Here is a 21,471-nt window from a genome sequence, read left to right as displayed (position 1 = left end):
AATATAAAGACGAGGCCCTTGGGTGATCGCGAAAGCAGTCCAGAAATTATTGGGTAGCCGAGGCGGCATGGTGCGGGATTATTTCTCGCTGTTTTCGGGTTCCGCCGGACGGCTGGTGGTTTCGCTTCTTTATTTCATTGCACTTGCAAACACCTTGCCGACAGGTGACTTCGGTATTTTTGCTACTGCATCCGGAACAGGTGTGGTGCTTTCGCGTCTGGTCTCGCTTGGGTTCAGCTCGCCGCTTTATCGCATCTCGACCGTCAAGCCTTTGCTGTTGGGAACCTATACCGCGGGCTATCTGGTGGCGGTGCTGTTGTCGCTGCCGCTTTTCGCGCTCTGTTCCTGGATCGTCTATTTCATCTTCTTCAGCCGGGATATTTCATTCCTGCCCTTTGCTGTGGTGGTGGTTGCCGAAGCGTTGTTTTGGCGCTCGACGGAAATGATCATCATCGTCAATAATGGTCTGCGCCGCTTCGGCATCTCAGCGCTTCTGGTGATTTTTGGCACGACCACACGTGCCATTGCTGCCGTGCTGTTCATGTTTCTGGCAGCTCACCATGATGTCGCCCATTGGGCATGGTGGTATCTGGCTGCCAATGCGGTGGCATTGCTTTTCGCGTTGCGCTTCTATCCGAAAGTGAAACTGCGTTTTGAGCCGCGCCTTTATTTAAGACGCGTTTCCGATTCCATCGCCGTGATGGGGGCGGAATTGTTGTTCTATATCCAGAGCGAACTCGACAAGCTTCTGGTTCTGAGTATTGGCGGGCCGACCACGGCGGGTATCTATGCGATCATTATGCGCCTTGTGGACCTGACGGCACTGCCGATCCGTTCGTTTAATATGATGCTGGTGCAAAAGCTCATGCGCAATCCGAATATGCTGGCGTCGCTGCGCATCAGGGCAGGGCTGGAATTTGCGGTTTTTGCCGTGTCGGTTGCTGGCCTTGGCGCGATGGTGATCTTCCTGCAGTTCTTCCCGACAGCACTCGGTGCAAGCGTGGCGCCGATTGTCGGTCTTCTGCCGCTGGTTTTGCTGGTGCCGGGTTTCCGCAATCTCATCGAGTATCAGACAGAAATTCTTTATGCGCGCGGTCAGTCTGGCCTGCGCACTATAAGCATGGTGCTGATGACTGCGGCCAAGGCCTTGTTCGTCTGGCTTCTGCTGCTTTATCACGGCGACAACAACGACTGGATTGCCGGGCTTAACTTCGTCTTTGCCGGCATCTACATCCTCTCGCTGGTTTTCACCTATACCAGCATGAGACTGCCTGCAAAGCGGGTATAAAAAAGCCCGGAGTTTGGTGCTCCGGGCTTTATTCTTCTGAATCCACTAGAGCGCATCCCGAAAAGTGCGAAGCGGTTTTCGGAAAAAGATGCGCGTAGAAACAAATGGATAGAGCATTTCCAATAACTCAATCAAAACAGGAAATGCTCTAGATCACGCGCCGATGATCCGGCGAATATCATTCACTGACAGGCTCAGGAATGACTGCATACCAATGGCAACCTGATGCGGTTCCATCTCGGCAATGAAGGTACGGAATTCTTCTTCGCTCGGCGGTGGTGCAAACCACTGCATACGGCAGAGATCGTGGGTATCGTGGAAATGGCCTGCGCCTTCCAGAACATCATCGACATAATGGCCGTAGATGAAGCATTCCGAGAAGCGGCGGACATTGCCGATTGCGGCAACCCAATGCTGACCGGTGTGCTTTTCGATCCGCTCGCACATGCCGACGACTGAATCTCTGCGCCAGGAAACAAGCTGGCCGATATAATCATTCAGCGCGCTTTTGCCATTTTTAACGCCAAGCAGTTTTCCGGCATTTTCCGCCCAGACCGGATGCTCCGGCCATTCGGGATTGGCAAGTGCATTGGGCCGATAGAACAGGCGCAACTTATCGCCCTGCCAGAGTGTGTTGCAATCAAAGGGCTTCACAAAAGCGGTGTCTGAATCAGTATAGAGGAGACCGTCTTCTTCCACCTTGCTGGCCAACGCAATGCGACGCAACTGCTGTACATGCCAGCCGCGCAATGGCTTGGTTTTGAAAGAAAGCCAGACACGGCGGCGACCGAGATAGGTCGGGTCAGGAAATGGGCGAATCCAGGAAGGCAGCAAATCACGCTCATCGATCACGATGCGGTTTGCACTCTCAATCTGCCGGAAGAGGGCTACATCCTTGCTGTCGACAAGAATGTAATGCTTGGTGAAACCGGTGACATGTTTGTCCATGGTTTCGCATAAGAGCTTGCAGCGCTCAAAGTCCTGATCCCAGCTGGCGGTAACAATTGCTGTCTTCAAGGCTTACCCCCTGAGAGCTTTTCCTTCGCCACGCGCCAGAGGAAAACCGGATTGCCAACGAGGTAGCGTTTCGCAAGACGGCGTGGTTCCTGCAGCAGACGATGCACCCACTCCATCTTGACTGTGCGGACCCAATGGGGCGCACGCTGTACGCGGCCCGTATGCAGGTCGAACAAGGCACCCACAGCGCTCGCAATGGTGCAATGTTCTGCCGTGATATGCTTGTCGATGAACATTTCCTGCCGGGGAACGCCCATGGCGACCAGCAGAATATCCGGGTGATACTCTTTAAGTTGAGCCAGAATACCGTCGATATCGGCGGGCTTGAAATAGCCGTCGGAGATTACGCGGAAATCGTGCTGCGGGATTTGCCTCTTGAACAGGTGCGCTGCATCTGCAGCAACGCCGGGACCGCCCCCCAGAAGCGCCACTTTCATCGGCCGCTTGATGTGCTGCATCAGGCCGGGAATGAAGTCCGTGCCGTTGAGATTGGCCGGGAATTTTTCACCGTAGGCGACCTTGCTTGCGATATCGACGCCAATACCATCAGGCAGGATCAGATAATCTTTAAGCGCTGCCATATAGGCCGGGTCTTCATGCGCAATATTGGCATTGTTGGCATTCAACCAGCCCTGCTTCATGAATTCATGGTTTTCGATCCGCTTCTCAAAATAAGCGAATGAACTGTCCCAGTCGAAACAGACAACTTTGATGCCGAGAATATTTCGATATTCGAGTTTTTCGGATGAACTATTCGTCATATTCAGTCTGCTTTTCCTGTAACGTCCTGAAGTTTCTTTAAGCCTCGGGCGATAGCGCTGTCCATGCCTGCGATTTGTGCCTGTTTGAAGGCTTTGCCATCAAGTCTTTGATCGTCACCTTCGTTGATCGCTTTGAGACGTTCCACGATGGCTGCGGCAAATTCTGCAGGCTTGTCGGCGATTGTGCAGTTCGCTGGAATATTGCCAATGCCGCGAACAGAATGCGCGGTCGCGACACTTGGCTTGCCCAACTCGAATGTCTCTATGGTTTTAAGCTGTACGCCTGTGCCAGCACGGCTGATAAGCGGTATCAGCTTGCCGCTTTCGACAAAGGCTGTGGCATCCGGCACTTTGCCGAGAAAATTCACGCCTGGCCATGCTGCAATCAGATCAGCCGGCGTGTTTCCGGCGATGGCGATTGAGACATCCTTTGGCAGAAGCGGCTTTACCTCACGCAGGAACCATTCAAGGCCAATGCGGTTCGGATGCCATGTCCATGTGCCGATCAGCGTAAGATCATATTTGGTTGCTTCTGGCTTTACGGTCTGGCTATTGCCGGGCATTACGAGGGGCAGGGTCGCAAACTTGTCGTTGTTGAGGTCCAGCGCCGGGCCGTCATCTTCCGCAAAAGTGAAGACAAAGCTCGCCTGTTTGCAAAGCCGGTTTTCTAACTTTTTGAGAATGCGCGCCTCGCGGCCAAACAGAAATTTCTGAACCTTGCCTTTGGCATCGGCCGCGTTTTCCTCTGCCGAGCGATACTCGACGTTGTGGGCAACGAAAAGCGACGGCTTGTCCTTAAAAATTCCTTCAAATGCGCCTGGTAGAGTAACGCCATTGAGCACGTAAGCATCGAATTCACCAAGTTCGGTGATCGCATTGTGCAATTCGATTGCCGGGATCACCCGTAACTTTGCCGAGGAAACTGTGAGGCCGGTCAGGAAAGATTTAAGCACCCATCCGATCTTGCGCTTGATGCCCGCACCTTCAGTGCGGACTTCGACTTCGCCAAGTACAATTGTGTCCTTGTCTTCCGCAGCCTTGTGGCCCGGCCATGTAAAGCCCAGAACGGTCACATGCGCGCCAGCACGGCGAAGCCCATCAATAACCGCGGCATTCGCGACTTCATAACCTGTTGAGGCGACTGCATGCGGAACAAGCGATGTCACGAAGACAAGACGAAACGGTTGCAATTCAACTCCTGACGGCTCTTAATGAATGTTTATTGAAGCTAGTGTCTACAGCCATGCGGTGAACTTTTCTTTAAGCGTTTATCAATAGTGGAAAGATAAACATAAAAACCTAAATCCTAGAAATAATCGGATGCTGTGATGCCAGATTTACCGGATCATATTGAAGTAATCGCTAAAACGCCTGGTCTTCCCTATGACGAGATCGACATCGTCGTTTCGCTCCCGACATTCAAGCGGCCAGAGCACCTGATACGCACACTCGACACGCTGAATGCGCAGACAACCAAGCGCAAATGGGCGGTTGTCGTGATCGAGAACGAAACCGAAAAGAAGGAAGGCGCAACCGTTGCCGCTCCGCTTTTCGAAGCCGGCAAATATCGTGGTATGCTGATTGGTGAATCCCACCGCGGCAACTGCAATGCCTATAATGCTGGCTGGTTGACTGCGACCAAATTTTTCCCAAACTTCAAATATGTCATTGTCATCGATGACGATGAGTTGGCCGATCCGGATTGGATCGAAAACATGGTTGCAACCGCTGAGCGTTACGACGTTAGCCTCGTTGGCGGTCCACAGTTTCCGATTTTTGAAAAGCCAAATTCGGAACAGTGGGCAAAGCACCCGGTCTTCCTGCCGCATTATACCAAGACCGGTCCGGTTCCGATCATCTACTCCTCGGGTAATCTGCTGATCGCACGCGCAGTTCTTGAGGCCCATAGCTATCCGTTTATGGATCTCAAGTTCAACTTCACAGGCGGCGGCGATTCCGACTTCCTGTCCCGCTCAATCGCCAAGGGCTTCAAAGTTGCCTGGTGTGCGGAAGGCATTGTGCGCGAAACTATCCCTGCACGCCGCCTGGAAAATGACTGGATCAGATCACGCGGTCTGCGCAACGGCGTTCTTTCGACGCTGATCGAACAGCGCAAGCGCAAGGATGAGCCTTTCGGTCAGGTGCGCGTGTTCCTGAAGAGCCTTGCTCTGCTGGCTTACTCGCCGATCAAGGCAGTCAGAAGAGGTGTTGCTGCTGGCTTTGCACCTGTCGGCACCTACTTCATCCATATCGGTCTGGGCCGAGTGATGGCCCATTTTGGATATCTGAATGAGCAGTATCGCAACCCGGACAAGAACTAGTTCAGGTTCGTCCGATCCGATGCGGGTGACGATGCGCCAGATTGCGCTCGTCACCGCGACGGTTATTTTCTGCATTCTGCTGATTTCATTCCGCCCGTTTTCCATGCCCGTCGCACCCGATGGGCCGCAAGCGGGCGACACCGTCAATCAGCTAGGCTTTGGTCTCGTTGGCGCAATAGCACTGGCTGCATTGGCCATGTTTGCTGATCCGCGCAAACTGATGCGGCTGGTCAGTCTTGGCTGGCTGCTCATGTTTGGCTTGTTGTTGGCATCTGCTTTCGTAAGTCCCGATCCGGGAACTGCCATTCGCGGGGTCATGCTGACACTGATCGGTGTTCTGGCAATTGTTGCAGTTCTCGCCCTGCCACAAGATGCTGACGGTTATTCCGTGATGCTGCTCACAGTAGCCTCTATCGTTATTGTCGTTTCTTATGCCGGTGTCGTGCTGCTGCCTAATCTTGGCACGCATGGCGTTGATGTGAGCGAGCCACAGAATTCGTTTCTCTGGCGTGGTGTTTTCACGCACAAGAACATCGCCGGGCCGGTCATGGCGCTCTTCGCTTTTGGAGGCATCTATCTGTGGCGGCGCGGTTGGCGGGTCAGCGGTGCGGTTATTGCTTTGTTGGCATTGTTCTTCGTGGCCCATACCGGCTCAAAAACCACGGTTGCTCTGGTTCCCTTCGCCATGCTTCTGGTCATTGGTCCGGGCGTGTTCGGTATCCGTGGACTGGCACCGCTCATGATCTTTGCCATTCAGGTGGTATTTGCGCTGTTCACCATCGGCACGGTTCTGTTCGAGCCGCTGCACCAGATCGTCCTGAAATTCTCTGTTGATCCAACCTTTACCGGACGCACATCAATCTGGGCTTTTGCCGTCGAGGCGCTGCACAGCCGCCCTTGGATCGGCTTTGGCTATGAAAGTTTCTGGGGCACTGATCGCGTCAAGGAAGCAGCCCATCCTTATTATCTCGACTGGGACGTGCGTGGCATCGTGCATGGCCACAATGGCTATCTCGACATCACGCTTTCAATGGGCCTTATCGGTCTGATCTGCGCAGTTTTCGTCATTATCATCATGCCGCTGGTGAACTACATGCGGTGCAGGCCGACACGCGAAAACCTGTTGCTGGCAGATTTCTTTCTGATGTTTGTGTTCTTCGGCACGCTCAACGCGATGCTGGAAAGCTTCTTTTTCCGTCGCATGGACCCGGTCTGGCTCATGCTCATCTTTGCGATTTTTGGCCTGCGCATGACGGCCAAAGTCACCATCCCAAAACGGTCTGTCTAGAGCAGTTCCTGTTGAAAGAGAATCGTAGGAACCGCTCTATCTTTTTGTTTTTACGCATTATCCTAAGCAAAACCGCTTCGCACTTTTGCTGGAAATGCTCTAATCGGAGTTATCCATGAATATTGCGATCATTGGCACAGGCTTCGTCGCCGATTACTACATGACCACGCTGCGCAATTATCCGCAATTGAAGCTGCTCGGTGCCTTTGATCGCTCGGCTGAACGGCTCAAGGTGTTTGCTGCGCATTATAAGGTGCGCGCCTATGAAAGCTTTGAGGCAATTCTTGCCGATAAAGACGTGCAGATCGTTCTCAACCTGACGACGCCGGAAAGTCATTATGCCATTTCACGCGCCGTTCTTGAGGCGGGTAAGCATGTCTATTCCGAAAAGCCGCTGGCGATGGATTTCAACGACGCCAAAGCGCTGGTTGAGTTTGCAGCCGCAAACGGACTGACACTGGCAGCCGCACCGGCCAATGGTCTGAGTGACGCGCAGAAACTGGTCTCCCAATCCATAGGCGAGATCGGCACGCCGCGTCTGGTCTATGCCGAAATGGAAGACGGCCCGGTTTTTCGCGATAAATGGGCGACATGGCGGTCGCAATCGGGCGCGCCTTGGCCGGGTCTGCATGAGTTTGAGATTGGTTGCACGCTGGAACATGCAGGTTATGCACTGTCATGGCTCGTGTCGCTTTTCGGCCCCGTTGAAAGCGTAACCGCCTTCTCCTCGATCACCTTCCAGAACAAGGGACCGGGAACGGAGCATCTGCACATGGCACCGGATTTCTCCGTCGGTTGCCTGCGTTTCAAATCCGGTCTTGTTGCGCGTCTGACGTCCGGCCTTGCAATGCCGAAGGATCGCAGCCTGACAATCGTGGCCGACAAGGGTTCCATCACCGTCGATGATCTTTGGGATAACCGTTCTGCTGTGCGGCTTGAATCGACCACCAGAAAGCGTTCTATCCTGTCACGCGTCTTTGGTCGCGTGGAAGCAAAGCTTGGCAAGACTTTGCCATGGAAACCGGCTGTTGGCAGCAAGCTCGCCTATCCAAAAGGCGCTGCGCTAAGCCTGCCGTCATTCCCATCGCAGATCGATTTTATGCGTGGCGTGGCTGATCAGGCGCGCGCCATTGAAACCGGTAAGACGGCCTTTTTCTCCGGTGCGGTGGCCCTGCACATCACCGAAGTAGCCCTCGCGCTCAATAATGCTGGCGAAAACGCTGCACCCTATAAGGTTCAGAGCAGCTTCTAATCAGGTTGCTTACTAAGCACAGTGCTGACGATGTTTGCCACCGTAGCACTGTGTTCAAGCGGCATGATCGGGCTTGAAATCTCGCCGCGTGTCAAGGCATCGCGCACGGCTTGCGCCTGAAACTGCAATCCGTTTCCAGCAAAAGCGTGCTGTTCAACCGTTCTGCCGGGCAAAGGCAGGCGGTTCAGAACCTTGCCAATCAACCCGCCCGGTCCTTTCGGACCAAGGACTGAATTAAGCACATTAGCGGAAAAAATCGTCAGACGCTGTGCTTTCAGAAACGGTGCGTGAATGAGGATCGCACCGTTTGTGCCTTCAATCAGCATCTGGTTTTGACCATCCCGATCAAAGCCGCATGAGAGCTCAGCTGTGGCATTTGCATATGTGAGCGTGATTTCAGTTCGCATATCGACGCCGCTTTTGGCCTTGGTCCAGCGTCCGCTGACAGCGTCGGGCAGGCCGAGCAAACTCAGCGCAAGCGAAACCGGATAGACGCCGAGATCGAAGGCAGCACCGCCGCCAAGTGCCGGATTGAAAAACCGGCTTTGCGGATCTTCCGCACGGAAATAGGAGAGGTCCGCTTCGATACGCTTTACCGTCCCGATGCGACCGCTTTTGATATGCTCACGGGTGGCATGAATCGCCGGAAGGAACCGGCTCCACATCGCTTCCATGGCAAAGACATTATGCGCCCTGCTTGCGGCTGCAATCCGGTTGGCGCCGTCTGCGTCGAGCGTCAGCGGCTTTTCCGTCAGACACGCTTTGCCTGCGGCGATTGCCTGCAATGTCTGCGGCACATGCATGGCATTGGGTGTGGCAATGTAAACGGCATCGATATCAGCGCTGTTGAGAAATGCAGCGGCATCATCAAAGGCATTGTCCGCGCCGATGCGGGTTTTGAAGCTTGTCGCACTCTCCATCGAGCGTGAACAGACTGCCGTCACGCGCATGTTGCCGCTTGCCTGAATATCGGCTGCAAAGGCGTTGGCAATCGTGCCTGTACCCCAGATACCCCAGCGAAAATCCTTGCCGTCGCGCTGCTTACTCGTCATGGTTTTACCGCCAACCCCTTCGCGATACCCTTGTCATCCATCTGTTGTATATCGCATGATATGCGGGATTACGACCGGCTTTGCCTGCCGCGTCCTTCTTCATGCAATCAAGGTAAAAATATGGGTGGAATTGTTGTAGCCGTTGCGCGCGACGCCGAGCACCGTTTCTCGAAACAGCTGGTTTCAGAGATAAGCATTGTTGCAGGCCAGGGCGTTGAAGGCGACGCGCATAAGGGTGTTACCGTCAAACATCGTTCACGCGTAAAGGTCGATCCGACTCAGCCGAACTTGCGTCAGGTTCATCTTATTCAGGCGGAGCTTTTCGATGAGCTCACCGAGAAGGGCTTTGACATTGCGCCCGCGCAGCTGGGTGAAAACATTACCACGCGCGGGATTGACCTGTTAGCGTTGCCCAAGTCGGCCATCCTCAAAATCGGGTCCGATGTTGTTCTCGAACTCACCGGCCTGCGTAATCCATGTTCGCAGATTGAAAGCTTTGAAAAGGGGCTTCTTGGTGCTGTCCTCGATAAAACGGAAGACGGCGAACTGGTGCGCAAAGCAGGCGTCATGTCGATCGTTATTGCGGGCGGAAATGTGCAGGCTGGTGATAATATCGAGATTGAACTGCCACCGTTGCCACATGTGAAACTGGAGCGTGTTTGAGCATTTAAATCGGTTAGTATTTTAGAAAAAGGCCTATCAAATTTGCGTCATATGCCCTAGATCATCCAACAATAGGATACAGACTGTACGCGCTGGCGCTAAATACTGCGACAGCAGCAGCTAAGACAGTCCAGTCTGTCGGCTCTCTATTTCTGTATGACAAGCCAGTTGGCTGTGTTTCAAAAGGGCAAAAAATGGAAAAAGCAGATATCGGAATGGTCGGCCTCGGCGTGATGGGTTCGAACCTTGCGCTGAACATCGCCGAGAAGGGCTACACGGTAGCCGTCTATGACCGCGACGAGCCCGTCCTGCAAGCATTCATCGAAAAAGCTGGCGCGCTGCGTGACAAGATTATCCCTTGCGCCACTTTTGAAGAACTGGCTGACAATATCCGCAAGCCACGCCCAATCATCTTCCTGATCAAGGCTGGCGCACCAGTTGACGCTGAAACCACCCGCCTCAAGGCTTATCTTGAGCAGGGCGACATCATGATCGACGCCGGTAACTCCGACTATCGCGACACGATGCGTCGTCTGAAGGCACTTGGCCCGAACGATCCAACCTTTGTCGGCATGGGTGTATCGGGTGGCGCAGAAGGCGCGCGCAACGGACCGTCGATGATGGTCGGCGGCACGCAGGAAGCCTATGATCGCATCGCGCCAATCCTTTTGGCTGCGGCTGCAAAATATAAAGGCGAACCTTGCTGTGCGCTGGTTGGCCCGGATGGCGCAGGCCATTTCGTGAAGACCGTTCACAACGGTATCGAATATGCAGATATGCAGATGATTGCCGAAATCTACGGCATCCTGCGCGATGGTCTCGGCCTTTCGGCGCCTGCAATCGGTGATGTGTTCGAGAAGTGGAATGCGGGTCCGCTCAATTCCTACCTTATTGAAATCACAGCAAAAGTTCTGAAGGCAACTGACCCTGAAACCGGCAAGGCGATGGTCGATATGATCCTCGATCAAGCTGGACAGAAGGGCACCGGCCGTTGGTCGGCGATTGAAGCACAGATGCTCGGCGTTCCTGCAACCGGCATTGAAGCAGCCGTTGACGCACGCTCGATTTCGTCGTTGAAAGCCGAACGTGAGGCCGCTGAAAAGGCCTATAAGCCTGCACCACGCACGCTTGATATTGCTGATCAGGCGCAGTTCCTTGCTGACCTTGAGCAGGGTCTGCTGGCTGGCAAGATCGTTGCCTATGCACAAGGCTTTGCCGTTCTGGCCGCAGCGTCCAAGGAACATGGCTGGAACATCCCGCTTGCAACCACCGCCCGCATCTGGCGCGAAGGCTGCATCATCCGTTCGCTGTTCCTCGACGATATTGCGCAGGCTTTTGAAGGCCAGGAAATCGAGAACCTTCTGCTGGTTCCTGCCTTTGTTGAACGCATGGGCAAGGCATCGAAGGGGCTTCGCAAGATCGTTGCACAGGCAGCACTTGCAGGTCTGCCGCTTCCCGCACTTGGTTCGGCATTGAGCTACTTCGACAGCTTTACGCAGTCGCAGGGTACGGCCAATGTCATTCAGGGTCAGCGCGACTTCTTTGGCTCGCACGGCTTCAAGCGCATTGACAAGGACGGTGACTTCCACGGTCCATGGGGCAACTAAGAGCTTAAACTTATGGCCCTGAGTGAGGATAATCACAAAAGGGCCATAATCTTGACAGCGCTGGAACACAAGTTTCACAAAAAAAGCCGCCCGTTTGGGCGGCTTTTTGTCATGTCATGTAGCTTAATCGGCCAAGACGAGCAGATCATGCGATGCAAAATGCACCGTCACTTTGTCGCCGCGCTGTGGCGGTGGCTGTGTGGGGTCGTTGAACGTGTCGAATGACAACTGGTTCTTACCAAGTGCCACACGCGTACGAATAACCGAACCGAGGAAGTGCACATCCTCGATGGTCGCATCGAGCGAAGTGTCGTGGCTCTTGCGCGCTTCCATGCTGACCGCTTCCGGACGCAGTGCGAGTGTGATCGCCTTGCCCTTCTGGTGATGGCTGAGCTCTTCATTCACCTTGATCGTGCGACCGTCGAGGTCGATGCTGTTCTGGCCCGGTTCGGCAACCGATGCTTCAAGCATGTTGAGCGTGCCAACGAAGGAGGCAACAAAGCGCGATGCAGGACGGTTATAGATGTCGAACGGTGTTCCGATCTGATCAGCCCGGCCTTCATGCATGACGACGATACGATCAGAGATCGACAATGCTTCTTCCTGATCGTGCGTTACGAAAACCGTGGTGATGCCGAGCTTCTGCTGGATTGCACGGATTTCCTGACGCAGCGAGATACGGATCTTCGCATCAAGTGCCGAAAGCGGCTCATCAAGCAGAAGCACTTGCGGCTTGGTTGCAAGCGCACGGGCCAAGGCCACACGCTGCTGCTGGCCGCCGGACATCTGATAAGGATAACGATCCGCAAGATGCTCAAGCTTGATGAGGCTGAGCATTTCCTTGACCGTCGCGTCGATTTCGGCCTTCGACTTGCCCGAAACCCGCAGACCGAATGCCACGTTCTGGGCAACGGTCATGTTCGGAAACAGCGCATAGGCCTGAAAGACCATGCCGATATTGCGCTGGTTTGGCTTGAGATCGACAACATCTTTGCCATCGATTTCAATTGCGCCCTGATCGGCACTTTCAAAGCCCGCAATCATACGCAGAACCGTGGTCTTGCCGCAGCCCGATGGGCCGAGGAAGGAAACGAATTCGCCCTTTTCGACAGCGAGGTTGAAATCGTGGACGACGGTAGTGGCGCCGAAGCTCTTTTTCAGGTGCTTGAGATTAAGAAAAGCCATGAATGTTACCCGGCGGTTGTCTTGAATTTGTTGAGGCGCGAAACGAGCTGCAACATGATGATGCTGAGCCACGTAATACCGAAGGAAATAATCGCCAGCGCGGAAGGTTCATAAGCGCGGTTTGCGCCGACGAGCTGGAGATAAGGACCAAAGGCAGGACGGTTGAGCAAGGATGCCAGCGTGAATTCACCAATGACGATAGCAAAGGTGATGAAAGCACCGCTCATGACGCCTGACATCACGTTGGGGAAAATCACTTTGAACATGATCCGGCCCCAGCCAGCGCCAAGGCTCTGGGCGGCTTCGGTCAGCGTGCGAACATCAATCGTGCGCATAGCCGTATCGACTGCGCGATACATGTATGGCAGCGATAAAGTCATGTAGCCGAACATCAACAACAGATCGGTTGCACGCGTTGACGAGGTGAATGGCAGCCACGACGACGAGTTATAAATGCGCAGATAACCGAACACGATGACGATTGCCGGAATGACTAGCGGCATCAGCGTGATGAACTCGATTAGCGGACGCAGATGTGGCAGACGAAGGCGAACCCAATAGGCGGTCGGCACAACAAGCAGCACACCGAAGATGATCGTCAGGATGCCGAGAATAATCGAGTAGGAGAAGGTCGCCTGGAAATTCGGATCGCTGAAAACCACGCGATAGGCGTCGAAGGAATATTCGCCACGACGCATACGCAGCGAAAATTCAAAGGTGCCGATCAGCGGAACGAGGAAGTAGATCGCGCCAATCGCGAAGGCGATCCACGCGCCGATCTTCTGGAAGTTGAAGCCCTTATTCATCGCTGCCACCTTTCGGCGCGCATACGCAGCCAGATGTAAAGGAGGTTGGAAAGACCGGTGATGACGATCATACCGAGTGCCAGCGCGTAGCCCAGATTCTGGTTATGCAGAACGTCGCCTCTGATCTGTGCATAGAGCAGGATCGGAACGATGTTGAGCGATGAGCCGGTCAGCGCATAGGCGGTTGCAATCGCACCAAAGGCGTTTGCGAACAGCAGCAGCGTTGTGCCGAGCAGGCTTGGCCAGAGAATCGGAAACGCAACCATGCGCCAATATTGGAGGTTGGTCGCGCCCAGGATCGAAGAGGCTTCACGCCATTCTTTCTTCAGGCCGTCCAGAGCAGGCGTCAGAATGAGCACCATCAGCGGAATCTGGAAGAACAGATAGGTGATGGTCAGACCGAAGAAGCTCAGAAGGTTGAAGCCGGTCGAGTACAGGTTGAAACCGAACCACTCACGAAACAGGATTGTTACGAAGCCGGTACGGCCAAGAGTTGCGAGAAACGCGAAGGCCAGCGGAACGCCAGCGAAATTCGATGCAACGCCCGAGAAAGTCAGAACTGTTGGGCGTAGCCAGCGTGGCAGATTGCCAAGCACCACAGCCCAGGCCAGAAAGAAGCCGATCAATGCGCCACCGAGCGCCGATGCGAGGCTTACTTTGATCGAAATCCAGTAGGCACTCATAATCTGAGGCTGGAAGAGATCCTGAACATTCTGGAGCGTGAAATTTCCGTCCGGATCCTGAAACGCGCCGACAATCAGATACATTGTCGGCCATAGCAGAAAGAGAATCGCAAACAGGAAAAACGGCGCAACGCCAACATAGGAGAGTGGCAGTTGACGCTTACGCACCTGACTTGGCTGTGAGGTGGTATCGGCTGTTGAACTCATACGTACTTTCTTAGAAGCAAAGTTTCGAAAACACCACAGGCGTTCCGGAAAGGTCAGCATCAAAGCAAAGGGCTAGGGTTGTTTCACAACAAATCAGGCGAACTGTTTTGGCTAAAAAGCAGAATCTGCGACGACCATTTCTGGCCGCCACAGATCATAAACAGGGTGAGTTAAAGCGACTTTTGCGCGTCCAAGAGGACGTACAGCGCTCTAAATCCGCTTACTGAACGTTTGCGCCAACAACGCTGTCCCAGTTCTTGGTGATTTCTGCCTGAGCGGCTTCAATCTGTTCAAGAGTTGGGAATATAGCCTTTTCATAGGCTTCTGCTGGTGGCAGCTTGTCGAGCAGTTCCTGTGGGATCTTGCCAGCCTTCGCCATCGCATTGAAGCGGATCGGGTGGCAGTAGCCCTTCAGATAGCCAAGCTGGCCTTCGTCAGAATACAGGTGTTCCATCCACAGCTTTGCAGCGTTTGGATGCGGTGCATAAGCGCTGATCGCCTGAACGTAAACGCCAGCAACAACACCCGACTTTGGAATTACGGTTTCGATTTCCGGGTTGCCCTTCAGGGTGTCACGGTCTGCGAGCGCGTTGTAATCCCAACGGATGACGATTGGGGTCGAACCCTGTGCCAGCGAAGCGGCCTTGCCGATGACTGGAACGAAGTTACCGTTGGCGTTGAGTTCCTTATAGAATTCAAGGCCCTTCTTGCCAGCTTCGGCACCTGGTTCTGCACCGCGTGCGATGCCTGCAGCGTGAACGCCGAGGATTGCCTGTGCGGAAACGCGTGGATCACCAGCCAGAGCAACCGAATTTGCGTAATCGCTCTTGAGCAGGTCTTCCCAATCCTGTGGGACGTCCTTAACGATGTCCTTGTTCACTTCGAAACCAAGAACGCCGTAATAATCGCCGTACCAGTAACCTTCAGGGTCCTTGGCGCTGTCTGGAATTTCGTCCCAGGTTGCGACCTTGTAAGGCTGGATCAGGCCGTCTTTCTTGGCGGTGGTGCCGAAAGCAAAGCCAACGTCGATAACGTCAGGAGCCTGTGGGCCCTTGTTGTCCTTGTTTGCCTTGATGGCTTCAATTTCGTCGCCCGAACCAGCATCAGGGTTCAGTTCGTTGACCTTAAGGCCGTACTTGTCTTTGAAGCTCTGGATGATTTCGCCGTAGCCGCACCAGTCGTGTGGCAGCGCGATGGTGGTCAGCTGGCCTTCAGCCTTGGCTGCAGCGATGAGTTCAGCTGATGGTTCAGCAGCAGCAATAGACACCCCGCCAACAGCGATTGCAGTCGAAAGCGACAGCAGACGCGCAGTAAATGCAAGCATTGTTTGACTCCCCTGTTAAAGTCGGGCGAACGCTCCCGGTCGATTCCAGTGTTCGCGCACTCCCGATAGCCGTCCTAGATGACGGTTGGATGACAGTTTGCTTAATGTCACAAAATGTCAACGACAGAAAGTGAAACACGTTTTCAGGGACTTAGCAATTGATCCATAAGGTTGAACTGCATTTTTATGACAATAAATATGACAAAGGTTTCGTCACTGTCACAATTTAAAAAGACGCTTTTCCCAAAACGACAGGAGTTTGCCTGCGCGCGGCAAATGGCGCGGAGAGCTAATTCAAACGAAAATTTATGAAATACTCGCGAAGCAGATTCGGTTTCGTATGAAATCGAATCTGGACGCTTTATACCAAAGCTCCATGAGTATGACTCATGGAGCTTTGGTTAAGCCCGAGTGGCGATTGAACTTTTTCAAGGCGTGGATAGCGTCAGCATCTTCGCGCCTTGATATTAGTGACCGCCGCCACCGCCTCCGGCGGCTTGCTTTGGCTTGCGTAACATCACGGCACAAGCTGCGAGCGTGCAGAACATCATCGTGAGAATGAAGAATACGTCGATGAAGGACATGAGTGTTGCCTGCTGGCGCACCATGCCCGACATTTTGGAGATGGCGATTGTCGCACCATCCAGACCGGCCGCATTATACTTCGCAGTCAGGTTCGCCAGCATCTGTTCGGCTTCCGCATTCCCCCAGCGCACATGCTCGGCCAGACGCTCATAATGCATATCGCTGCGACGGGTGAGAATGGTGTTGATCACAGCCAGACCGACAGCACCACCGAGATTTCGGGTCAGGTTGAACAGACCGGAAGCGTTTTTCAGCAGCGCAGGTGGCAAGGTGCCAAGCGCCAGATTGTTGATCGGCACCATGCAGAGCATCAGCGAACAGCCGCGCAGGATCTGCGGCAGCAGAAGTTCATAGAAATCCCAGTCCGCAGTCAGACCTGTGACCATCCATGTACCGGCAGCAAAGCCAAGGAAGCCGATCATCATCATCAGGCGCGGGTCCATGCGTGTGGACAGGAAGCCTGCGAGCGGTGCAGTGAAGAACATGGCAAGACCGCTGACAAACAGCGCTTCGCCGATCATCAGGGCGTCGTAGCCGCGGATGCTACTGAGAAACAGCGGATAAAGATAAGTGAGGCCATAAAGGCCGACACCCATCACGAACGAGAACAGTGAGCCAAAGGCGAAGTTGACATTCTTGAAGGCACGTAAGTCCACAATGGGTTCTTCGGCTGTGAACGCTCTGAAGAAGAAGAGAATACCGCCTATAACCATTACGCCGCTCAGAATGAAGATTGCTTCATCCTGCAGCCAGTCGTTGCGCGGGCCTTCTTCGAGCACATATTCCATCGAGCCTAAGAAGGCTGCCATACCAGCGAGGCCCCACCAGTCGAATTTGCTCAGAAGCGAGCTGTCGCCTTCGTCGAAGTCGATGAGGTTCCATGCAGCGATTGTGACGAGGATGCCGGGGCCGACATTGACCAGGAACAGCCAGTGCCATGAAAATGCGTGGCTTAGATAGCCGCCGACGGTCGGGCCGATGGTTGGTGCAAGCGTCGCGACAAGGCCGATCATCGGTGAAACGATGGAGCGTTTGGATGGCGGGAAGATCGTGAATGCGGCTGCAAACACGCTCGGGATCATGCCACCGCCGATGAAGCCCTGAATGGCGCGATAGACGATCATCTGATCGATATTGGTGGCAGTCGCGCAGAGCATGGAGGCAAGCGTGAAGCCAGCGGCGGAAACGGTAAACAGCACGCGGGTGGAGACAAGGCGACCCAAGAAACCTGAGAGCGGGATCATGATGACTTCCGCAATCAGATAGGATGTCTGAACCCAGGAGATTTCGTCGGAGCTGGCGCTGAGGCCTGCCTGAATTTCAGACAGCGATGCAGACACAATCTGGATGTCCAGAATGGCCATAAACATGCCGAACACCATCGCAAGAAAGGCAATCGCCTTCTTGGGATCGATGCGATCTTCTGCGGGAGCCATCGGCCCCATCGTGGTGTTTGCAGCCATGAAGGCGCACTCCGAATAGGAAGAGGAAAGGGGCGCGAAAGCTGTTCGCCGCGCCACCACATATTCTAATGAGCCGTTTTCACGCGCATACCGAAAGCTGTTTCACAATTTTCGGTATGCGCCCTCAAACGCAATTGCTTCTTTAGTTAGCCCTTAATTGGCCTTGTCTTCCGGTGCGGTGCGGGTGTCCACATCGACCGTCACGCTGAGACCTGCACGGATTTTGCCGGAATCGAGCGCGTCCTGTGGGATCATGATACGAACCGGAACACGCTGAACGATCTTGGTGAAGTTACCCGTCGCATTTTCAGGTGGCAGCAGCGAGAACACAGCGCCCGATGCCGGAGCAACCGATGCCACCTTGCCTTCAAAGTAAGGGCCGTCGATGGCATCAACATAGATACGCGCGGTTTCGCCGGTTTTGATGTGGCCGAGCTGCGTTTCCTTGAAGTTGGCATCGATATAGAGCGCGTTTACAGGAACGAGCGCTGCGATCTTCTGGCCAGCCGAAACGAGATCGCCCTTCTTGCCGGAAAGATTGCCGACAACACCATCAAAAGGTGCGCGCAGGGTGGTGAAGTTGAGGTCGCGTGCAGCCTTGTCGCGGGCGAGCTCCAGCGAACGCATGGTGCTTTCCGCTTCCTTATACTGCGCATTCAGCACTTCGATATTCGCATTTGCCGAAGCGATCTGCGCATTCGAACCGGCAAGCTTTGCCTTGGCCTGATCGAGCGCTGACTGTGCGTTGTCGAGTTCGGACTGTGCAGAGAAGCGCGTATCATGCAGCTTCTGAATTCGGACCATGGTGCTTTCGGCGTTCTTCAGAACGGCCTGCGAAGCCTGTTCGTCGGCCTGCGCCTGCTGCAAACTCGCCTTTGAAGCGTCAACCTGCGCATTAATGCGTGCAAGTGTCTGCTTCTGCGTGTTGAGCTTGGCTTCCGCATCGTCAAGCGCGATCTGATAATCGCCAGCATCGAGCTGGAAGATCACATCGCCAGCTTTAACGTGCTGGTTAGCGACAACTGGAATGTTTTCGATATAGCCGGTGACTTTCGGTGCAATCGAAGCAATGTCGCCCTGCACATAAGCGTCGTCCGTTGAAACCATGAAGCGGCCAACGGTCCACCAGTCATAACCATACCAAAGGCCGCCAGCAACAGCGGCAATAAGAATGCCCGGAAGCAGAACGCGCTTTCCGAAGCCTTTTTTCTTGCCGCCCTTTGCGTCAGCAGGTGGGGCGCTGGGTGCTGCCGTATCCGGAGCAGTCTGCGGAGCGGGCCGTTCACCCAAGGGTTCGGCGTTCACTCTGGACTGTTCTCCCTGACCAGCAGGTGTAGGGCCAGCAGGGGTAGGGAATGGACGGATATCAGCCGTATCAACAGACTTGGGGGCGGACATAAGGCAAACTTTCTGTATAACCGCTTCAACGAACCGCTTGGTTCGATGTTGACTTAGAGCAATAAGTTGCCCATATCAAGTGACATCGAACCGCTTGGTTCGAAAAAAATGCGAGTTTTGTACAATGAATCGTGAATACCGCATATGTGAAGGTGCTGATGTTGCTGCAGAAGGCAGCGACACTGACGCGTTCGTGTGCGAACCTGATGCGGAAAGTGGGCGTACACGCCTTGCCGCCGGACAAGATCCAATCAAGCGTCAGCAAATTCTTGAAGGCGCGCAGAACGTCTTTCTGCGTATGGGGTTTGACGCTGCCAGCATGAACGATATCACGCGTGAAGCTGGCGTGTCCAAGGGTACGATTTACGTTTACTTCAACAGCAAGGAAGATCTGTTCGTCGCTCTGTGCGAGCATTACCGCATGACGACTTTCAGCAAGATGGTCGCCAAGATCGACAAAGGTTTCTCCACGCGAGAAGAACTGGCTGACTTCGGGGTAACCCTGGTTACACTTATTACATCGACAACGGCGATCCGTGCGCAGCGCATCATTCTTGGGGTCAGTGAACGCAAGCCGGAATTGTCGGCGCGCTTTTATGAACGTGGTCCGAAGCGCAGCCATCTGATCATGGCGGACTTCCTGTCCCGAATGATTGAGGCAGGCGAGCTTGAACCGTTTGACCCGCTGGAAAAGGCCTATCAGCTGACGGACCTGTTTCTGTCTGGTCTCTATCGACCACGCCTTTTTGGCGTCTTGAGTGAGCCGCCATCAGAACAAACTATTATCAAGAATGTCGAAAACGCGCTCGACTTCTTCTTTAGGGCTTACGGAAGTAAATGTCGGAATGTTTCAAAACAGAACATTCCCCCTGAAAGCTAAGAAATAGTTTTGCGGAAATTTCATTGGTAACGTAATTTTCACTTGCAAGAGCCTTTTTTCGACACGGTTCTTGTGTGTAATACATAGCAATCAATTTATTGCGGGTTGCATAGCGGCCCATTTTTTATGTGACTGATAAGTGATTGAAGGCCCGACGTAGCCGATTCGCCACCGATATTTTGTGGCGCCAGATGAAGCTCGTTTCGTGCTTTATTACCAAGGATATTATACAATGACTCTCGACTTGATTCATTTTCCGAATTTTAAAAAGACCTTTTTTGGCACATCTTTTCAGGGCGACACATTGGCGCTTTTAACGCGTATCCGGGATGAAATCGGATGCCGTTATATTATGCATACCTATCGCGGGCGTATGGGAGATTGCACGAAGATAAACTCATCGGATCTGACAGTTGTGATGACGTTTCCTTCCAGCTGGGCGACGCGATACTCGACAAAGAACTATTTTGTCATTGATCCTATTTTTCAGGAGGACGCCCCGTATTTCCGGAATGATACAAGTGGCATCGTCCGTGATCTCAAGGAAGATGCGAATGCATGCCCTGATATTGCAGAAATGATGCAGGATGCCGAAAAGCACGGCCTTGGTAATGTGTTTATCGCTGTTTCCGCACGCAATACAAACGGCGCGGCCGGCTGTACGTTGTTTTGTTTTGAACGGGGTGAAGACGAAGCGCGTGACCAGTTTATTTCCAAGATGCGCCCACGCCTGCTAAGTGTTTCCGGCATCATTCACAACACATTGTGCGGTTGTGAGCAGACAAAGCCTGTAGCATCGCTTCTGACGCCGCGCGAAATCGACTGCTTACGTTGGGCCGCAAACGGCAAGACAGATGGTGAAATTGCTGAAATTCTCAGTATCGCCCGCTGGACAGTGGTGACCTACCTTCAGAATGCGAAGATCAAGCTCAATTGTTCGAACCGGACGTCCGCGGTAGCGACGGCGCTTTCACTCGGCATTATCGAAATGCCCGAAGTCGCTCATTTGATGTAATGCTGCAATTGATGATGAATTTTTAACACCGGATGCCACAAGCGTCCGGTGTTTTTGTGCTGGCTGGATCATTGCCAGCAAAAGTGCGAAGCGGTTTTGCGTTGGACAATGCGTAAAAACAAACAGTTACAGCGGTTCCAACGATTCAGTCTTAACTGGAACCGCTGCAATATAAAATTATGCTTTAAATATAAAGTGTTAGATCAACCTTTGTGCGCCCGGAAGGGCGCGCGGCGCTCTAAGCAGTTTTCCGCAATGGAAGTCGGGCACTGTCGATCGCGTCGATCAGTCGGGTCGTATTCTGCGCAGGGTCATCATCCGGGTTCTCAAATACAATATGGCTGAGCTCAACGCTCGCCGTCTTGCCTGAAAGCGTCAGCCGGAAATAGGCATAAACACCCTTGTTGCGGAACTCCATGTCGAGAACGATGGAGGGGGCGCTGAACCAGTCGCAGTGAAATTCGCCACCATGGCCCAGTTCAAGCGTACCAGGGAAGAAATATAGTTCGGTCGCCGAAGCAACAATGTCGGCAATGTTTGCAAACAACTCGCAGCGGATGAAAGCGATATAATCGGCAGGGTCAACCAGTCGAAGTTCAGCAACGACTTCGCGGATGTTTTCGGCAATGATTGCCTCGCGTTCGTTTGAGAATTGAAGGCTCTTCATCGTGTCACC

19 protein-coding genes are annotated in these 21,471 nt (G+C 53.6%); 8 read left to right on the top strand and 11 right to left on the bottom strand.

Going from position 1 to position 21,471, the window contains the following annotated elements; genetic code table 11:
* Positions 1-22 precede the first annotated feature (22 nt).
* Positions 23-1,288: a lipopolysaccharide biosynthesis protein gene (locus tag CEV34_RS11390; protein WP_007877105.1), complete on the top strand. Its 1,266-nt coding sequence runs from the start codon at positions 23-25 to the stop codon at positions 1,286-1,288.
* Positions 1,289-1,441: 153 nt separating this feature from the next.
* On the opposite strand, the gene CEV34_RS11385 is transcribed toward CEV34_RS11390, so the two are convergent.
* The 3 genes from CEV34_RS11385 to CEV34_RS11375 are packed head-to-tail and all read right to left on the bottom strand — an operon-like array spanning position 1,442 to position 4,256.
* Positions 1,442-2,305: a DUF6492 family protein gene (locus CEV34_RS11385; protein ID WP_007877104.1), complete on the bottom strand. Its 864-nt coding sequence runs from the start codon at positions 2,303-2,305 to the stop codon at positions 1,442-1,444.
* Positions 2,302-3,066: a WecB/TagA/CpsF family glycosyltransferase gene (locus CEV34_RS11380; protein WP_007877102.1), complete on the bottom strand. Its 765-nt coding sequence runs from the start codon at positions 3,064-3,066 to the stop codon at positions 2,302-2,304. The genes CEV34_RS11385 and CEV34_RS11380 overlap by 4 nt, the downstream gene beginning before the upstream one ends.
* A 2-nt stretch (positions 3,067-3,068) precedes the next feature.
* The gene (locus CEV34_RS11375; RefSeq protein ID WP_007877101.1) at positions 3,069-4,256 is read right to left on the bottom strand and encodes a glycosyltransferase; all 1,188 of its coding nucleotides are present in this window, start codon (positions 4,254-4,256) and stop codon (positions 3,069-3,071) included.
* Between the two features lie 138 nt (positions 4,257-4,394).
* Here CEV34_RS11375 and CEV34_RS11370 point away from each other — a divergent pair, with 138 nt between their 5' ends.
* The 3 genes from CEV34_RS11370 to CEV34_RS11360 all read left to right on the top strand — a co-directional run bounded on the left by CEV34_RS11370 (position 4,395) and on the right by CEV34_RS11360 (position 7,927).
* Entirely contained in the window at positions 4,395-5,387 is a 993-nt protein-coding gene (locus CEV34_RS11370; protein ID WP_007877100.1) for a glycosyltransferase family 2 protein, read from the top strand.
* The gene (locus CEV34_RS11365) at positions 5,356-6,675 is read left to right on the top strand and encodes an O-antigen ligase family protein (protein WP_039860237.1); all 1,320 of its coding nucleotides are present in this window, start codon (positions 5,356-5,358) and stop codon (positions 6,673-6,675) included. The genes CEV34_RS11370 and CEV34_RS11365 overlap by 32 nt, the downstream gene beginning before the upstream one ends.
* Before the next feature lie 115 nt (positions 6,676-6,790).
* Positions 6,791-7,927 (top strand): Gfo/Idh/MocA family protein, encoded by a 1,137-nt coding sequence (locus tag CEV34_RS11360; protein ID WP_007877097.1) that lies wholly within the window; start codon positions 6,791-6,793, stop codon positions 7,925-7,927.
* Here the strand turns inward: CEV34_RS11360 and CEV34_RS11355 are convergent.
* Positions 7,924-8,979, bottom strand: a complete 1,056-nt coding sequence (locus tag CEV34_RS11355) for a Gfo/Idh/MocA family protein (RefSeq protein WP_007877095.1) — start codon at positions 8,977-8,979, stop codon at positions 7,924-7,926. The two genes, CEV34_RS11360 and CEV34_RS11355, sit on opposite strands and share 4 nt — an antisense overlap.
* Before the next feature lie 120 nt (positions 8,980-9,099).
* On the opposite strand from CEV34_RS11355, the gene CEV34_RS11350 reads away from it, so the two are divergent.
* Together CEV34_RS11350 and gndA are read left to right on the top strand one after the other, a co-directional pair.
* The gene (locus CEV34_RS11350) at positions 9,100-9,642 is read left to right on the top strand and encodes an MOSC domain-containing protein (protein WP_007877093.1); all 543 of its coding nucleotides are present in this window, start codon (positions 9,100-9,102) and stop codon (positions 9,640-9,642) included.
* A gap of 194 nt (positions 9,643-9,836) precedes the next feature.
* A complete protein-coding gene (gene gndA, locus CEV34_RS11345) occupies positions 9,837-11,249 on the top strand; it encodes an NADP-dependent phosphogluconate dehydrogenase (protein WP_007877092.1) in 1,413 nt (470 codons plus the stop codon).
* Positions 11,250-11,372: 123 nt separating this feature from the next.
* On the opposite strand, the gene CEV34_RS11340 is transcribed toward gndA, so the two are convergent.
* From CEV34_RS11340 to CEV34_RS11315, 6 genes are all read right to left on the bottom strand, one after another.
* Entirely contained in the window at positions 11,373-12,434 is a 1,062-nt protein-coding gene (locus tag CEV34_RS11340; protein ID WP_007877090.1) for an ABC transporter ATP-binding protein, read from the bottom strand.
* Between the two features lie 5 nt (positions 12,435-12,439).
* Positions 12,440-13,240 (bottom strand): ABC transporter permease, encoded by an 801-nt coding sequence (locus tag CEV34_RS11335; RefSeq protein WP_094543636.1) that lies wholly within the window; start codon positions 13,238-13,240, stop codon positions 12,440-12,442.
* Positions 13,237-14,130, bottom strand: a complete 894-nt coding sequence (locus tag CEV34_RS11330) for an ABC transporter permease (RefSeq protein ID WP_007877086.1) — start codon at positions 14,128-14,130, stop codon at positions 13,237-13,239. The genes CEV34_RS11335 and CEV34_RS11330 overlap by 4 nt, the downstream gene beginning before the upstream one ends.
* 220 nt (positions 14,131-14,350) lie before the next feature.
* Complete coding sequence (locus CEV34_RS11325) at positions 14,351-15,454, bottom strand: ABC transporter substrate-binding protein (RefSeq protein ID WP_007877085.1); 1,104 nt, start codon at positions 15,452-15,454, stop codon at positions 14,351-14,353.
* Between the two features lie 467 nt (positions 15,455-15,921).
* Positions 15,922-17,502 (bottom strand): DHA2 family efflux MFS transporter permease subunit, encoded by a 1,581-nt coding sequence (locus tag CEV34_RS11320; RefSeq protein WP_007877084.1) that lies wholly within the window; start codon positions 17,500-17,502, stop codon positions 15,922-15,924.
* A 153-nt stretch (positions 17,503-17,655) separates the two neighbouring features.
* A complete protein-coding gene (locus tag CEV34_RS11315) occupies positions 17,656-18,900 on the bottom strand; it encodes an HlyD family secretion protein (RefSeq protein ID WP_039860235.1) in 1,245 nt (414 codons plus the stop codon).
* 124 nt (positions 18,901-19,024) lie between these two features.
* Here CEV34_RS11315 and CEV34_RS11310 point away from each other — a divergent pair, with 124 nt between their 5' ends.
* Positions 19,025-19,780 carry a TetR/AcrR family transcriptional regulator gene (locus tag CEV34_RS11310; protein WP_007877082.1) on the top strand — a complete coding sequence of 252 codons (756 nt, stop codon included), beginning with the start codon at positions 19,025-19,027 and terminating at the stop codon, positions 19,778-19,780.
* A gap of 232 nt (positions 19,781-20,012) precedes the next feature.
* Positions 20,013-20,795 (top strand): helix-turn-helix transcriptional regulator, encoded by a 783-nt coding sequence (locus tag CEV34_RS11305; protein WP_007877079.1) that lies wholly within the window; start codon positions 20,013-20,015, stop codon positions 20,793-20,795.
* Between the two features lie 238 nt (positions 20,796-21,033).
* On the opposite strand, the gene CEV34_RS11300 is transcribed toward CEV34_RS11305, so the two are convergent.
* Positions 21,034-21,462: a hypothetical protein gene (locus CEV34_RS11300; RefSeq protein ID WP_007877078.1), complete on the bottom strand. Its 429-nt coding sequence runs from the start codon at positions 21,460-21,462 to the stop codon at positions 21,034-21,036.
* Positions 21,463-21,471 lie beyond the last annotated feature (9 nt).

Source organism: Brucella pseudogrignonensis (genome assembly GCF_002252525.1).
Classification (GTDB): domain Bacteria; phylum Pseudomonadota; class Alphaproteobacteria; order Rhizobiales; family Rhizobiaceae; genus Brucella; species Brucella pseudogrignonensis.
Note: the sequence above shows the minus strand (reverse complement) of the source record. Positions and strands in the feature narration are given on the sequence as shown.

What these genes read in the sequence shown, in the direction of transcription:
- CEV34_RS11325 (WP_007877085.1), bottom strand. Translation starts at nt 15,454, where the DNA reads ATGCTTGCATTTACTGCGCGTCTGCTGTCGCTTTCGACTGCAATCGCT.
- CEV34_RS11305 (WP_007877079.1), top strand. Translation starts at nt 20,013, where the DNA reads ATGACTCTCGACTTGATTCATTTTCCGAATTTTAAAAAGACCTTTTTT.
- gndA (WP_007877092.1), top strand. Translation starts at nt 9,837, where the DNA reads ATGGAAAAAGCAGATATCGGAATGGTCGGCCTCGGCGTGATGGGTTCG.
- CEV34_RS11350 (WP_007877093.1), top strand. Translation starts at nt 9,100, where the DNA reads ATGGGTGGAATTGTTGTAGCCGTTGCGCGCGACGCCGAGCACCGTTTC.
- CEV34_RS11300 (WP_007877078.1), bottom strand. Translation starts at nt 21,462, where the DNA reads ATGAAGAGCCTTCAATTCTCAAACGAACGCGAGGCAATCATTGCCGAA.
- CEV34_RS11340 (WP_007877090.1), bottom strand. Translation starts at nt 12,434, where the DNA reads ATGGCTTTTCTTAATCTCAAGCACCTGAAAAAGAGCTTCGGCGCCACT.
- CEV34_RS11335 (WP_094543636.1), bottom strand. Translation starts at nt 13,240, where the DNA reads ATGAATAAGGGCTTCAACTTCCAGAAGATCGGCGCGTGGATCGCCTTC.
- CEV34_RS11360 (WP_007877097.1), top strand. Translation starts at nt 6,791, where the DNA reads ATGAATATTGCGATCATTGGCACAGGCTTCGTCGCCGATTACTACATG.
- CEV34_RS11310 (WP_007877082.1), top strand. Translation starts at nt 19,025, where the DNA reads ATGAATCGTGAATACCGCATATGTGAAGGTGCTGATGTTGCTGCAGAA.
- CEV34_RS11380 (WP_007877102.1), bottom strand. Translation starts at nt 3,066, where the DNA reads ATGACGAATAGTTCATCCGAAAAACTCGAATATCGAAATATTCTCGGC.
- CEV34_RS11315 (WP_039860235.1), bottom strand. Translation starts at nt 18,900, where the DNA reads ATGTCCGCCCCCAAGTCTGTTGATACGGCTGATATCCGTCCATTCCCT.
- CEV34_RS11355 (WP_007877095.1), bottom strand. Translation starts at nt 8,979, where the DNA reads ATGACGAGTAAGCAGCGCGACGGCAAGGATTTTCGCTGGGGTATCTGG.
- CEV34_RS11330 (WP_007877086.1), bottom strand. Translation starts at nt 14,130, where the DNA reads ATGAGTTCAACAGCCGATACCACCTCACAGCCAAGTCAGGTGCGTAAG.
- CEV34_RS11370 (WP_007877100.1), top strand. Translation starts at nt 4,395, where the DNA reads ATGCCAGATTTACCGGATCATATTGAAGTAATCGCTAAAACGCCTGGT.
- CEV34_RS11365 (WP_039860237.1), top strand. Translation starts at nt 5,356, where the DNA reads ATGAGCAGTATCGCAACCCGGACAAGAACTAGTTCAGGTTCGTCCGAT.
- CEV34_RS11320 (WP_007877084.1), bottom strand. Translation starts at nt 17,502, where the DNA reads ATGGCTGCAAACACCACGATGGGGCCGATGGCTCCCGCAGAAGATCGC.